The organism is Rhizobium moroccans (assembly GCF_057559155.1).
This window is the reverse complement of record NZ_JBHFJG010000051.1, coordinates 77,268-91,254: the sequence shown is the minus strand read 5'-3', so window position 1 is coordinate 91,254 and position 13,987 is coordinate 77,268. Positions and strand designations below refer to the sequence as shown.

At 61.7% G+C, this 13,987-nt stretch carries 13 protein-coding genes; 8 read left to right on the top strand and 5 right to left on the bottom strand.

Features of this window, described 5'->3' with window-relative positions:
- The first annotated feature begins 54 nt into the window (after nt 1-54).
- The 7 genes from ACE04I_RS25040 to ACE04I_RS25010 all read left to right on the top strand — a co-directional run bounded on the left by ACE04I_RS25040 (nt 55) and on the right by ACE04I_RS25010 (nt 7,716).
- The gene (locus tag ACE04I_RS25040) at nt 55-909 is read left to right on the top strand and encodes an alpha/beta hydrolase (RefSeq protein ID WP_046797371.1); all 855 of its coding nucleotides are present in this window, start codon (nt 55-57) and stop codon (nt 907-909) included.
- A complete protein-coding gene (gene ggt, locus ACE04I_RS25035; RefSeq protein ID WP_487207702.1) occupies nt 906-2,516 on the top strand; it encodes a gamma-glutamyltransferase in 1,611 nt (536 codons plus the stop codon). Before ACE04I_RS25040 ends, ggt begins: the two co-directional genes overlap by 4 nt.
- A gap of 14 nt (nt 2,517-2,530) precedes the next feature.
- Entirely contained in the window at nt 2,531-3,505 is a 975-nt protein-coding gene (locus ACE04I_RS25030; protein WP_046797373.1) for an ABC transporter permease, read from the top strand.
- 4 nt (nt 3,506-3,509) lie between these two features.
- A complete protein-coding gene (locus ACE04I_RS25025) occupies nt 3,510-4,421 on the top strand; it encodes an ABC transporter permease (RefSeq protein WP_487207701.1) in 912 nt (303 codons plus the stop codon).
- Entirely contained in the window at nt 4,421-5,395 is a 975-nt protein-coding gene (locus ACE04I_RS25020) for an ABC transporter ATP-binding protein (RefSeq protein ID WP_046797375.1), read from the top strand. The genes ACE04I_RS25025 and ACE04I_RS25020 overlap by 1 nt, the downstream gene beginning before the upstream one ends.
- Nucleotides 5,385-6,443: an ABC transporter ATP-binding protein gene (locus tag ACE04I_RS25015; RefSeq protein WP_046797376.1), complete on the top strand. Its 1,059-nt coding sequence runs from the start codon at nt 5,385-5,387 to the stop codon at nt 6,441-6,443. Before ACE04I_RS25020 ends, ACE04I_RS25015 begins: the two co-directional genes overlap by 11 nt.
- 70 nt (nt 6,444-6,513) lie before the next feature.
- Nucleotides 6,514-7,716, top strand: coding sequence for a M20 metallopeptidase family protein (locus ACE04I_RS25010; protein WP_046797377.1), 1,203 nt, complete (start codon nt 6,514-6,516; stop codon nt 7,714-7,716).
- Nucleotides 7,717-7,770: 54 nt separating this feature from the next.
- On the opposite strand, the gene ACE04I_RS25005 is transcribed toward ACE04I_RS25010, so the two are convergent.
- The 5 genes from ACE04I_RS25005 to ACE04I_RS24985 are packed head-to-tail and all read right to left on the bottom strand — an operon-like array spanning nt 7,771 to nt 12,987.
- Nucleotides 7,771-8,517: an amino acid ABC transporter ATP-binding protein gene (locus ACE04I_RS25005; RefSeq protein ID WP_046797378.1), complete on the bottom strand. Its 747-nt coding sequence runs from the start codon at nt 8,515-8,517 to the stop codon at nt 7,771-7,773.
- The gene (locus ACE04I_RS25000) at nt 8,514-9,611 is read right to left on the bottom strand and encodes an amino acid ABC transporter permease (protein WP_046797379.1); all 1,098 of its coding nucleotides are present in this window, start codon (nt 9,609-9,611) and stop codon (nt 8,514-8,516) included. The genes ACE04I_RS25005 and ACE04I_RS25000 overlap by 4 nt, the downstream gene beginning before the upstream one ends.
- Nucleotides 9,608-10,732 (bottom strand): amino acid ABC transporter permease, encoded by a 1,125-nt coding sequence (locus tag ACE04I_RS24995; RefSeq protein ID WP_487207700.1) that lies wholly within the window; start codon nt 10,730-10,732, stop codon nt 9,608-9,610. The genes ACE04I_RS25000 and ACE04I_RS24995 overlap by 4 nt, the downstream gene beginning before the upstream one ends.
- An 18-nt stretch (nt 10,733-10,750) precedes the next feature.
- Nucleotides 10,751-11,767 (bottom strand): amino acid ABC transporter substrate-binding protein, encoded by a 1,017-nt coding sequence (locus ACE04I_RS24990; RefSeq protein WP_046797381.1) that lies wholly within the window; start codon nt 11,765-11,767, stop codon nt 10,751-10,753.
- 38 nt (nt 11,768-11,805) lie between these two features.
- Complete coding sequence (locus ACE04I_RS24985; RefSeq protein ID WP_046797382.1) at nt 11,806-12,987, bottom strand: trans-sulfuration enzyme family protein; 1,182 nt, start codon at nt 12,985-12,987, stop codon at nt 11,806-11,808.
- Nucleotides 12,988-13,095: 108 nt separating this feature from the next.
- Here ACE04I_RS24985 and ACE04I_RS24980 point away from each other — a divergent pair, with 108 nt between their 5' ends.
- Nucleotides 13,096-13,980: a LysR substrate-binding domain-containing protein gene (locus ACE04I_RS24980; protein WP_487207699.1), complete on the top strand. Its 885-nt coding sequence runs from the start codon at nt 13,096-13,098 to the stop codon at nt 13,978-13,980.
- Nucleotides 13,981-13,987: the final 7 nt, after the last annotated feature.

The window sequence follows — 13,987 nt, the reverse complement described above, 5'->3', positions numbered from 1 at the left end:
GCGGCAGGAAAGGCGGCTGAAGCCGCCTTTCCGTTTCATTCTCAGGAGATCAGCATGCAGGAACTCGGTACGAGCGGTGCTGCCGCCCGGGCACGGGCGATCTATGACTACGGACAGACGGCGATCTTCGCGTCGTCGGCGGATCCGAGGCTTCATCTTCTTCTCTATGTCCCGCCAACGGCGGCAGAGGGGCGAAAGCTCGATCTCCTCGTGGCGGTTCATGGTACTGGGCGGACATCGGCGATCGACTTCCGCGACGGCTTTTCCGAATTCGGGCTTTACAACGACTGCGCGGTGCTGTGCCCGATCTTTCCCATGAATGTCCTGGGTGACGGCGCGCGATCGGGCTACAAATATATGCAGGAAGGCGATATCCGCTACGATCAGGCGGTGCTTTCGATGGTCGCCGAGATGGCGGCCAAGTACGGGCAGGACTGGTCGAAATTTGCGATATTCGGTTTCTCGGGCGGCGGGCATTTCGCCCATCGCTTCGCGATTCTTCACCCCGAGAAACTCTGGGCCGCCTCCATCGGTGCCCCCGGCTCTGTCACGCTTCTCGATCCGAACCGCGACTGGTGGGTGGGAATCCGCGACATCGAGGCCCGCTTCGGCAAGCGGTTCGACGCCGCGGCACTTTCCAAGCTACCCGTGCATATGGTCGTGGGGGATGCCGACCTGGAAACCTGGGAGATCACCCACAAGTCGGGAAGCGCCTATTACATGGAGGGCGCTAACGATGCCGGCGCCACCCGGCCGGAGCGTCTTGAAGCACTCGCCGCCTCCTTCCGCGCCGCCGGTGTCGATGTCACGCTCGACAAGGTGGCCGGCGTATCCCACGACCGCATGAAAGTGCTCGGCCACGTCAAGGCGTTCCTGGCGAAGGTTCTGTCCGAAAGGCGCGCGGCATGAGGAATGCGACAATCGTTGCGCCGCAGCCGGAGGCCGTGGAAGCCGGGGCCGCGGTCCTGGAGCGTGGTGGTAATGCCGTCGATGCGGCACTTGCCTGCGCCTTCGTCCAGGGAGTGGTCGATCCGCAGATGGCCGGCATCGGCGGGTTCGGCTCGATGCATGTCTACATGCCCTCGAAGGGGGTGCATGACATTCTCGAATTCTATGCCCGCGCGCCGCTTTCGGCGACGCCCGACATGTGGGTCGACAAGGTTCAGGGCCAGAGCCGGGACGGTTTCGGATATATCCTAGACGGCAATATTTCTGATATCGGCTACCTGGCGGTATGCACTCCGGGTTCGCTGAAGGGCTATGAGACGGCTCTTCGCGATTACGGCAGTTTCGACTGGGCAGACATCGTCGCTCCGGCGATCGATTATGCCCGCAACGGCTTCATGATCCGCAACCACATGCACTGGTACTGGAGCAAGGATCAGTCGTCCGATGGTTTCGCCAACACGCGCGACAAACTCCAGCTTTCCCGGACGGGACGTAACGTCTACTTCCATCCGGACGGCAGCCTGCGCGATGTCGGGGAGATCCTGAAGAACCCGGACATGGCGGATACGCTGGAGCGGATTGCCGCAAGCGGCGGGTCGGACATCTTCTATCACGGCGAGATTGCAGAACAGATCGCCGAAGACTTTGCCGCCCATGGCGGGCTTATCACGCGCGCTGATCTTGCAGCTTACGAGCTTTCGAAGACCGCCCCCATATGGGGCGACTATCGCGGTCATCGCATCGCCACGTCGCCACCCCCCGGCTCGGGCTTTCCGATGATCGAGTTTTTGCACATCATGGAAAATTTCGATGTCGGCGCGATGCGCCATGGTGGCGCCGAGCATGTGAGAATATTGTTCGAGGCGATGAAGCGCATGACCGTCGACAAGGATGCGCATATGGGCGATCCGGAATATGTCGAGGTTCCGTTCGAGCATCTGATATCGAAAGGCCATGCGGCCGCGCACGCGCATTCCATCCAGGCAGGGGAGCGTGCCGAGGTCAGCCGTCTGGATCGGTCGCAGCGTGACACGACCCATGTGTCCGTGGTCGACAAGTATGGAAACGCGGTGGCGATGACCCACACGCTCGGCAGCCCGTCTGGCGTGATCACCGACGGATTGGGCTTCATGTACAACGGTACGATGAGCCGGTTCAATCCATTCCCCGGCAAGCCCGGTTCCATCGCGCCGGGCAAGCGTCGGCCCAGCTCCGCCGCGCCGACGATCGTCTTCAAGGGCGACGACCCCTTTGTGGTGGTCGGGGCTCCCGGCGGAAGCTACATTGCGCCGACGGTCGCCCAGTGCGTGATGAACGTCATCGACTTCGACATGTCGGTGCTCGAGGCCGTGGTGGCGCCGAGGGTGGTCGGGGTCTCCAACAAGATCGACATCTGCAACCGCATCCGGCGCTCGGTTGAGAAGGAATTGCGCGAGATGGGCTATGACGTGGCCCGCTCGCCGCAGACCTATGCGTTTGCGGCCCTCCATGCGATCAAGATCGAGGATGGCGTGTCCGCAGGCGCTGCGGACCCCCAGCGGGACGGTCTTTCATTGTCGGTGGATTAGGAGAAGGAGGCATCATGGCAGTCTCCCTGATACGGCGGTTGATTCAGGCGATATTCGTCATCCTGGCGATGACCGTCATCGTTTTCGTCGGCGTCAACGTCATCGGCAATCCGGTCGACATCCTGATCAATCCGGACGCCAACCAGGCCGAAAGACTGCGTGTGATTGCGCATTACGGTCTCGACCAGCCCTTGTGGAAACAATATATGCTGTTCCTACAGGGGCTTGTGCATGGGGACTTCGGCAACAGCTTCGTGTACGGGCGTCCGGCGCTTAGCCTCATCCTGGAGAGGCTTCCGGCCACCTTGGAGCTGGCGATTTCCGCCCTGCTGATCGCCATCGTGATAGGCCTGCCCTTGGGTCTCTATGCCGGGCTTTATCCTAACCGCATCTCCTCCCGTCTCATCATGAGCGGCTCCATCCTGGGCTTCTCCCTGCCCACCTTCTGGGTGGGGCTGATGCTGATCATGGTCTTTGCGGTGGAACTGCGCTGGCTTCCGACCAATGGACGCGGTGCGACCGCGGAATTCCTTGGAGCGCAATGGTCGTTCCTGACGCGGAACGGCTTGTCACATCTGCTTCTGCCGGCGTTCAACCTGGCGCTCTTTAAGACCTCGCTCATTCTCCGGCTGACGCGCGCCGGCGTGCAGGAAGTCCTGCCCCAGGACTATATCAAATTTGCGCGCGCCAAGGGTCTTTCCGAGCGGCGGATCGTCTTCGTGCATGTTCTCAAGAACCTGATGATCCCGCTCGTGACGATCATCGGTCTGGAGTTCGGCTCTCTGATCGCGTTTTCGGTGGTGACCGAGAGCATTTTTGCCTGGCCGGGCATGGGCAAGCTGATCATCGACTCGATCAATCTTCTCGATCGCCCCGTCATCGTGGCTTACCTGATGATGATGGTGATCCTCTTCGTCGGGCTGAACTTCATCATCGACGTCTGCTACACATTGCTGGACCCGCGCGTCCGGCTGGATGCGAAGGCTTAAAGACATGACAAAGCTTCCTCTTCCAGACGAAACTGCGGCTCCACTGGAACCCGGTCGACGGCGGCGGCAGTTGCGGGACTTCTCCCGATCGCCCGGCGCAATGGTCGGTGTCATTCTTCTGACTCTGATCGTTGCGCTTGCCGTGCTCGCGCCGGTGATCGCACCGCAGAACCCCTATGACCTGACGCAACTCGATATCCTCGACGGCCGTCTGCCGCCCGGCTCGGAATCCTTTTCCGGCCTTGTCTATCATCTCGGCACCGACAGCCAGGGGCGGGATATCCTTTCAGGCATTCTCTACGGGCTGCGCACCTCGCTTATCGTCGGCGTGCTTTCCGCTTTTGCTGCGGCAATCATCGGAACGACGGTCGGGCTGATCGCCGCCTATGTCGGAGGCCGCACGGAAAGCGCGATCATGCGGCTGGTGGATCTGCAACTGTCCTTTCCGACCATTCTCATGGCGCTGATGATGCTTGCCATTCTGGGCAAGGGCGTTCTCAACGTGGTGATCGCGCTGATCATCGCTGAATGGGCGACCTATGCCCGAACTGTGCGCGGAACCGCGCTGGTGGAGCGCGAGAAGGAATATATCGAGGCCGCGGAGGCCTTCCGGCTGCCGCGCTGGCGTATCCTGTTCCGGCACCTTTTGCCCAACTGTCTTGCGCCGGTGATCGTTATCGCCACCATGCAGGTCGCCCGTGCCATCGGGCTCGAGGCGACGCTCTCCTTCCTAGGATTGGGCGCCTCGGTCACCGAACCGTCGCTCGGCATGCTGATCTCGACCGGCTACCAATACCTTCTCACCGGTCTTTACTGGATCAGCTTCTTTCCCGGCATCGCACTATTGATCACCATCGTTTCCATCAACCTGGTCGGCGACCGCCTGCGCGACGTCCTCAATCCGAGGAATGCGTGATGTCCGCTCTGCTTGAAGTTCGCAATCTGGTCACGGAATTCGGCAAGGGGCTCGGATTGCTTGCCGTCAACGGCGTGTCCTTCACGCTCGATCGAGGCAAGGTTTTGGGTCTTGTGGGTGAATCGGGCTCAGGCAAATCCGTCACGGGCTTTTCGATCATGCGGCTGCTCGACAAGCCAGGGCGGATCGCATCCGGTCAGATCCTGTTCGACGGGGTGGACCTAGCGACCACCTCCGAAGGCGAGATGCGTCGGCTGCGCGGCAAGCGGATCGCCATGGTTTTCCAGGATCCGATGATGACGCTCAACCCGGTACTGACCGTGGGCACGCAGCTGATCGAGGCGGTGCTTGCCCATGAAGCCGTGCCGAAGGAGGTGGCCCGACAGCGTGCCCGCGATGCACTCGGCCTGGTCGGCATTCCGAGCCCGGAGGAAAGACTTTCGGCCTATCCGCACGAATTTTCCGGCGGAATGCGGCAGCGCGTGGCGATTGCGATCGCACTTCTCCATCGTCCCGACCTCATCATCGCCGACGAGCCGACGACTGCGCTCGACGTCACGATCCAGAGCCAGATCATTTCTGAATTCCAGCGGCTTACTGAGCAGTCGAAGACGGCGGTGATCTGGATCACGCATGATCTGGCGATCGTCTCCCGGCTCGCGGACGAGATCGCCGTCATGTATGCCGGCAGGCTGGTGGAGACGGGCAGTGTCGCGCATGTGCTCGGAACTCCGCGTCATCCGTATACGCGCGGACTGATCATGTCCGTTCCCTCACAAAATCGGCGCGGAGAACCCCTTCGGCAGATCCCTGGAATTACGCCTGCGATCAACCGCCTGCCTCCCGGGTGCAGTTTCAGGGCGCGCTGCGATCGGGCGACCGAGGGCTGTTCGGCGATGCCTGAGCTCAGCTGGGAGGGCGCGCGCGCATACCGCTGCTTCCACCCCGTGGAGGGACCGACACATGAGCGATGAGACGATGCCTCCAATGATCGAAGCCCGGAATATTTCCCGCCGTTTTGGGGCAAAGCCGGATCTGGCAACCAAAATAGCTCTTAAACTGCGCCTCGCAAAGCCTCCATCGACGGTCCATGCGCTCGACGATGTCAGCTTGAGCATCCGCAAGGGTGAGGTTGTCGGATTGGTGGGCGAAAGCGGCTGCGGAAAATCCACGCTCGGCCGTGTGATCGCCGGGATATTGGAGCCGAGCGAGGGGCAGATCATCTGGCGCGGCAAGGATCGCAACAGCCTTTCGCCGAAGGAGCGCCATGCCGCGGCTCTCGCCACGCAGATGATTTTCCAGAACCCGATGGCGGCGCTCAACCCGCGCATGACCATAGAGGATATCGTATCGGAGGCGCCTCGTGCCCACGGCCTGATACCAAAGGGCGAGCGTCGGGACTATGTCGACCGCTATCTCCGCTTGGCCGGCTTTGATCCGACGCTGAAGGGCCGCTACCCCCATCAGTTTTCAGGGGGGCAGCGCCAGCGTGTGAATATCGCACGCGCGCTGGCGGTCCAGCCGAATTTCCTCGTCTGCGACGAAAGCGTCGCTGCTCTCGACGTGTCGATCCAGGCGCAGGTGATCAACCTCTTCATGGAATTGCGCGAGCGCCTGGACCTTACCTATCTGTTCGTCAGTCATGATTTGGGGGTGGTGGAACATATCTCCGACCGGGTCGCGATCATGTATCTCGGGCGCATCGTGGAGGAGGCGCCGGTGGAGGAGGTCTTCCGCCGGCCCAACCATCCCTACACGCAGGCGCTCCTGTCGGAGATACCCCGTATCGAGCTGACCAGGCGGCGGTTCAAGGCGATCCAGGGCGAGTTGCCGAGCCCTCTCAACCCTCCCAAGGGATGCCATTTCCACCCGCGCTGTCCATTCGCGATGGAGCGTTGCCGAGTGGAGGCTCCGGCAAAGCGCGAGATTGCGCCTCGCCACTGGTCGGCATGTCACCTGAACGATGAGAACGTCACCAGTGCGGGGATTGGCGCCATCGCGGCTTCAGGCGCCTCGATATGAGATGTTGTTCCTACGGAGTTCGCGGGGCGCCGGCTGTCGGTCGGTAGGAAGTCACCCAGGGGAGAATTCGATGGCAGATATCACAACGACCGCGGACGGTGTCGGCGACATAACATCGGTCATCGCGAATATGGTTGCGGGAAACGAACGTCGTTTCATCGAGATCCGGCGCGAGCTTCATCAGTATCCCGAGCTTGCCTTCGAGGAGGTTCGGACGGCTGCCCTCGTCGCTGAAACTTTGACCGAGCTTGGGATCGAGAATCGCACCGGGATCGGCCGCACGGGCGTCGTCGGATCGATATACGGCGCCAAGCCGGGGCCGACGCTGCTGATCAGGGCCGACATGGACGCATTGCCTATTCAAGAGGAGACCGGCCTGCCGTTCGCGAGCAAGGTCCCCAATCGCATGCATGCCTGCGGCCATGACATTCATACGGCCACCGTGCTTGGGGTCGGGGCCGTCCTGAACAGCCTCAAGGATCGACTGGCGGGTAACGTCCGCCTGGTCTTTCAACCCGCGGAGGAGGCCATCGGCGGCGCTGCGGAGATGATTGCGGAAGGGATCATGGAGGGCGTCGATATGGCACTCAGCCTCCACAATCGGCCGGAGATTCCCGTCGGGCGATTTGGCATCGTGCACGGCTATGCCAACTCGTCGTCGGATGCTTTCGACATCGTGATCCACGGGAAAACCGGGCATGCGGCTCGGCCCTATGCCGCCGTCGATCCCATCGTGGCCGCGGCTCAAATCGTCAACCAGGTGCAGACGATCGTATCGCGCGAGGTTCGGGCGCTCGATTCCTGCGTGGTGACGATCGGCTCCATCCATGCCGGGGATGCCAGGAATGTCATCCCCGAGCGTTGCGAGATGAAGGGAACCGTCCGCTGCAGGCAACCCGAACTCCGAGACCTGGCGGAAGAGAGCATCCGGCGCATCTGTGAAGGGGTTTCGAAAAGCCTGCGCGTCGACTGCGAAATTCTCTACAAGCGCGGTACTCCCCCGATCTTCAATGACGAGCGCATGGTAGAGCATACGCTTGGCGCTATCCACGCGCAGTTGGGCGATGTGGCGATCGACTACGAACCGAGCATGGGAGGCGAGGATTTCGCTCTCATCGCAGCCCTGGTTCCATCCTTCAGGCTTCTGGTAGGCTCTTCCCAGCCGGGTCGAAACGACAAGGTCCACAGCTCCGTCTATCAGCCGGACGAGCGGGCGATAGCCTTAGGGACCTTGGCGCTCGCCCGGACTGCGATCAACATTCTGACTGCGTAAAGAGCCGGCCAGGGGTCGGTGGAACCGCTGATCCCGCGGTACACGGCATCTTTTTCAATGCATGATGCTCGCCAGGAAGTTCTTCGTCCTTGCGTGTCTCGGCGTATCGAAGAACGCTGTAGGCTTGTCCGCCTCCACGATCTCTCCCGTTTCCATGAAGACGACCCGGTCGGCGACCCGACGCGCAAAACCCATTTCGTGGGTCACCACGATCATCGTCATTCCCTCTTCGGCCAGCGCCACCATGGTATCGAGCACCTCCTTCACCATTTCGGGGTCCAGTGCCGATGTCGGTTCGTCGAACAGCATGATCTTCGGCGTCATGCAGAGCGCCCGGGCTATGGCGACGCGCTGTTGCTGGCCACCCGATAGCTGTCCGGGGAATTTATTGGCCTGTTCGGGAATCCTGACCTTGGTGAGGAAGTGCATCGCCATTTCCTCAGCCTCTTTCCTCCGCTTGCCTCGCGAAAGGATCTGTGGGAGGGCGCAGTTCTCCCGGACCGTCAGATGCGGGAAGAGGTTGAAGTGCTGGAAGACCATGCCCACCTCACGCCTGATCGCGTCCAGGTTTTTCAGGCTGTCGTTGAGCGAGATCCCATTGACAGCAATGCTGCCTCCCTGATGCTCCTCCAGGCGGTTGATGCAGCGTATCAGTGTGGACTTGCCGGAGCCGGATGGCCCACAGACCACGATCCGTTCTCCTGGAGCAACGCTGAGATCGATATTCTTCAGAACCTGGAAGTTCCCGTACCACTTATCGAGGCCCGAGATTTCGATTGCGCATGACGGATGGTCGGTCATCGGTAGCTCCTTGCCTGAACGCGGCTCTCGAGCCAGCGGGCGTAGTTGGATATGCCGAAGCAGATCAGGAAGTAGATCATGGCGACGAAGACGTAGCTTTCGACATAGGGCGAGGGCCAGGCGGGGTCGGTTGCCGCTACCCGGCTGGCGCTCAGCATGTCGAAGACGCCGACGATCAGCACCAGGCTGGTGTTCTTGACCATGACGATCGCCGTATTCGTCAGGGGCGGGATGACCTTCTGAAGCGCCTGCGGCAGGACAATGTGCCAAACCGCCTTCCAGGAAGGGATGCCGAGGGCTCTCGCCGCCTCGATCTGGCCCGCAGGCACGCCCTGCAGGCCGCCGCGAATGACCTCGGCGAGATATGCAGCCGCGAACACCGTGAGCGCCGCGAGCGTCCGCCCGAGCTTGTCGATGGACCATCCGGCGGGAAGCAGCAGAGGCAACAGGATCGATGCCACGAATAAGAGACCGACCAGCGGAAGGCCGCGAACGAGCTCGATTGTGATGACCGAAAGCAGGCGTGGAACCGGCAGGACTGACCGTCTGCCCAGAGCAAGGAAGACGGCGAACGGGAAGCCGAGGCCAAGGGACAGGAGGGCCAGCAGCAATGTGACGGGAAGGCCGCCCCAGTTCGAGGTGGAGACGGCGGTCATTCCGAATACGCCGCCCCACATCAGGACGAGCATGGCGGCGACAGCGACGACCCACGCATAGACGAGCCGCGTGCCCCAGAGCCTTGGCGACAGAGAGGCAAGGATCATTGCCAGGACCAGTCCCATCACCAGGAGAGGGCGCCATTGCTCCTGCGGAGGGTAGACGCCGAAGATGATGAAGCGGAACTTGGCGGCTATATATGCCCAGCAGGCTCCGCCTTCGCGGCATGCGGAGGGATCGTCGGTCGTCCAGACCGCATCGAACACGGCCCAGTTGACGGCCGGGATCATCGAGATCAGTAGGGCTGCGGTAAGCACGGTCAGGCAGGATGCGGCGAAGTCGCCGAAGAACAGCCGGATAAGCGACCTGCGGGACGGCCTGGGCGGGCCTGGCGACTCGATGTGGCCGATGGGTGGGTTCATGTCGATAGCGGTCATCGTGCCTCCACCAGGGCCACGCGGGCGTTATACCAGTTCATGAAGAGCGATACTGCGATGCTGATGGTCAGGAAGATCCCGAGCAGCAATGCGATGCTCTCGATAGCCTGACCCGTCTGGTTGATGACCGTGCCTACGACGAGGCCGAGTTCCGGGTATCCGACGGCGAGCGCAAGTGTCGTGTTCTTGACGGTCGAGAGATATTGGGAGGTCATCGGCGGGATGATGATGCGCAGCGCCTGCGGAATGACGACCTTGGTCAGCGTGTGTCGCTCAGACAGCCCGATGGCCCGGCCGGCCTCCCACTGGCCGAGCGGCACGGCGTCTATGCCGCCCCGGATGATCTCTCCGATGAAGGCGGATGTGTAAATCACGAGGCCGAGCATCAAAGCTGCGAATTCGGGAGATAGCCTGAGCCCGCCCGTGAAATTGAAGCCCTTCATCTGGGGAGTGTCGAGTTCGAATGAGGGTCGGATGACTGCCGCCAGGGCGACCGCAATCACAATGGCTATCGCAAATCCGATCCACGTCCGAGCGAACCTGCGGCGGAAGTAAGCGAACAGCGCCAGCACTCCTCCCATCGCACATAGGAAAGCGACGGCGGCGGTATCCAGTTGAAGGGATGGGATGTAGAAGCCCCGAAGTGAGAGGAACACGCCCGGCAGCGGATTGAAGGCCTGACGGGGAGCCGGCAGGGCGATTGTCGCCAGCGCATACCAGAAGAGGAGGTGGACGATCAGCGGCATGTTCCGCATCGTCGTCACGAAAACACCCGCCACACCGGATGTCAGAGGATGCTTCGAGCGCCGTGCGAGCCCGACGACGAGCCCGAGCACAGTCGAGAGAAGGATCGCAAGAATGGAGATCGTGAGCGTATTCCCCAGTCCGGCGACGTAAGCCCAGAGGAATGTATCGGAAGGGTCGTAGGGCAGCACGCTTTCCGAAATCGGAAAGTTGGCGGGCCGCGACAGGAAGTCAAGGCCTACCCTTATCCCGCGGGCGTGGAGATTGGCGACGGTGTTGCTGACGAGCCAGGCGAGCAGGGCGGCAAAGCCGCCAAGCAGCAGTACCTGGCCGCCCCAGCTCCTGAACCGTCTGTTGTCCAGAAGAGCCGAGATCATGAGCACCTCCTCCGAAGCTTATTGGAAGGCCATCGGGAACATGAGGCCGCCGTCGGAGAACAGGCGGTTCGGGCCGCGCTCGATCTTCAAGGGGCTGTCCTTGCCGACGTTCCGGTCGAACATCTCGCCGTAGTTTCCGAGCTGCTTGATGATGTTGTAGGCGAACTTGTCCTCAAGGCCGAGCGCCTTGCCGTTGCCGGGCTCGACGCCGAGGAAACGTTTCACGCGCGGATCGTCGGACTCCGTCATCTGGTCGATATTGGCTTGGGTGATCCCGTATAGCTCGGCATTGAGGAGAGCCTGGATCGACCAGTTGACGATATCCAGCCACTGGTCGTCCCCGTGCCGCACAGCGGGCGTGAGCGCATCCATATACTTGGTCGCCGGGAAGATCAGATAGTCGTCCGGGTTGTTCGACTGGGTAGCGCGCACCGATGCCAGCGCCGAGGCGTCGGTGATGAGCGCGTCGCAGCGTCCCGAGAAGAAAGCCTGGCGTGTCGCCGCAACATTGTCGAACACGACCGGCTTCAGCTCGAGATTGAGCTTGGTCGATACGTCGTTGACGACGACTTCCGTGGTGGAGCCCGTCTGTACGCAGACCGATGCACCTGTCATTTCCTCGACTTTGGTGACGCCGGACGATTTCGCAACCATGAAGCCCGTGAACTCGTAATAATTGGGCGTGGTGAAGTTGATGCCGTTGGCGTCCCGCTGCAGCGTCCAGGTGAGGGTGCGGGGGAGAATGTCGATCTCGCCCGTTTGAAGCGCGGGGACCCGCTGCTGACCGCTCAAGGGGACGAACTCGACCTTGTCCTTATCACCGAACACGGCGACGGCGACCGCTCTGCAGGTCTCGACATCGAGACCTCTCCAGTAGCCCTTGTCGTCCGGCGCGCCGAAGCCGACCGTCCCCTGGCTGGCGCCGCACACGAGATGTCCGCGGGCCTTGACCTTGTCCAGCGTCGGCCCCGCTTGAGCTGCGTTTGCCGAAAGCAGCATGCCTAGGGTGATAGTGGCGATTGTCCAGTTCTTCATGTTCTTCGTTCCCTTTGTTGTTTTATCGCTAGGGTCAGTCAGCCGGTCCTCGCCATCGCAGGTTCTGTCGCGATGAGGTCGACGATCGGCTCCAGATCGGCCCAAAGGTCGTCCTGGTCCTCAAGGCCGATGCTGATGCGCAGGATGGTTCCCGGATGGGCGTTGCTTTTGGTTGCGCGCGTGATCGTCATCGGAGCAAGCAAGCTGTGCGTGCCTCCCCAAGAGGCGCCGATCGAGAACACCTTCGCGGCGGTCAACAGATCGGGCAGCGCCGCCTCGGCGTGCGGAGGGATCACGATGCTGAACACGCCGCTGGACCCGGTGAAGTCGCGCTTCCAGGTTTCGTGGCCTGGTGCGCCGGGCAGAGCCGGGTGAAGGACCAGATCTTCCGGAACACGATCCGCGATCCTCCTTGCGAAATCGAGAGCAACGCGCCCGGAATGGGCGAGACGGACACCCATCGTCTCCATGCCGCGCAATGCGAGAGCGCAGTCGTCCGGAGAAACTCCGAGCCCGATCATCCTCATTGTGGCCTTGAGCCGGCGATGCAGGTCGATGTCCTTGACGGCGATCGATCCCATCAGGAGATCCGAGTGGCCGCCGAGGTATTTCGTGAGCGCCATCGACGAGAAGTCCATTCCGAAGGCCAGCGGCTTGAAGTGGAGCGGCGTCGCCCAGGTATTGTCGCAGCCGGTCAGCACGCCTCTTTTTCTGGCGGCGGCGACGATCGCGGGAATGTCCTGGATCTCCATCGTGGTCGATCCCGGCGACTCCGTCCAGATGAGCTTCACCGTCTCGTCGATCAAACCGGCGATCGCTCCGCCTATCATCGGATCGTAGATGCGGTAGGAGATGCCGCGGGGCTTCAGATAGTTCTCACAGAAACCGGCCACCGGCGGATAGGCGGTATCGGGTATGAGGACGGTGTCGCCCGGCATCAGCACGGACAGGAATACGATCGTGATGGCCGCCTGACCGGAAGGAACGAGGACCGTGCGCAGGCCCTGCTCCAGCCCGGTGATCGAGGCTTCGAGCGTGCGCGAGGTCGGCGTGCCGTGGAGCCCGTAGGTATAACCGTCGGGACCGCGCTGGCTTCGCTTGGCATAGGCCTCGGCGCTATCGAACACGATGGTGGAGGCCCGATAGGTCGGGACTGCGAGGCTCGCAAAGCCTTCATGGGATATATCGGGCCGCTTCACGCAAAGCGTCTTGTCGCGCATTGTCTGTCCTTCATTGTCGAATTTTCCCGACTGTACGCGGGGCGGGGGTAGACAAACAATTGACGAGAACGTCTAAGTCCATGCCAAAAGCTTATAGGATGAGGTTCCATGAACTTCCGGCAGATCGAGGCGTTCCGCGCCGTCATCCTGAGTGGGACCGTCTCCCGCGCAGCCGAGCTGATGGGTGTGACCCAGCCCAATGTCAGCAGGCTGGTCGGCGAACTTGAGGAGGCTGTCGGCTTTGCGCTCTTCGACCGGGTCAAGGGCCGGCTGATACCAACTCCCGAGGGGCAGGCGTTCTACCGCGACGTTGACGCGAGTTTTCGGGGGCTCGATCTGCTGCGCTCGTCGGCTGCGCGGATCAGGGACTTCGGATCGGGACAGATACGGGTGGCGAGCCTCGCAGCCGCGGGGTCGACCATCGTACCGAGAGCCGTGAAGAAGTTCAGGCAGGCGCATCCCGCAGCCGTCGTGACACTCAACATCATGTCTTCGGCAGCCGTGCGGAATCACGTCGTCGATGGGGAGTTCGATCTTGGACTTGCGGCGGACGAGGTCGATCTTTCAGGCGTGGAGCACCAAGTGTTCGGCAGTTTCCCCGCGCTCTGCGCCATTCCTCCCGGGCATCCGCTGGCTTCGCGAAAGGTGATCCGGCCGGAGGATCTGCACGAGGTCGATTATGTCGCCCTTTCTCCGGAAGACAGGGCGAGACTGCAGTTCGACCGACTGTGCGGTGAAGCCGGTTCGAAGCCCAATCTGGTGATCGAGACGCCGTTCGCCATCACCGCATGCGCTCTGGCGCTAGAGGGGGTGGGTGTGGCGATCGTCAATCCGCTTGCCGTCGATGGCTTCGAAGACCGCGGACTTGCCTTGCGGCCGTTGGAGCCTGCGGTCTATTTCAAGAGCTATCTCCTGTTTCGTCCGGACATGCAGAAGGCGAGCCTGGTACGGGCCTTCGTCGCGGCGCTGATGGACGCCAGGAATACGCGATAGACTGCTG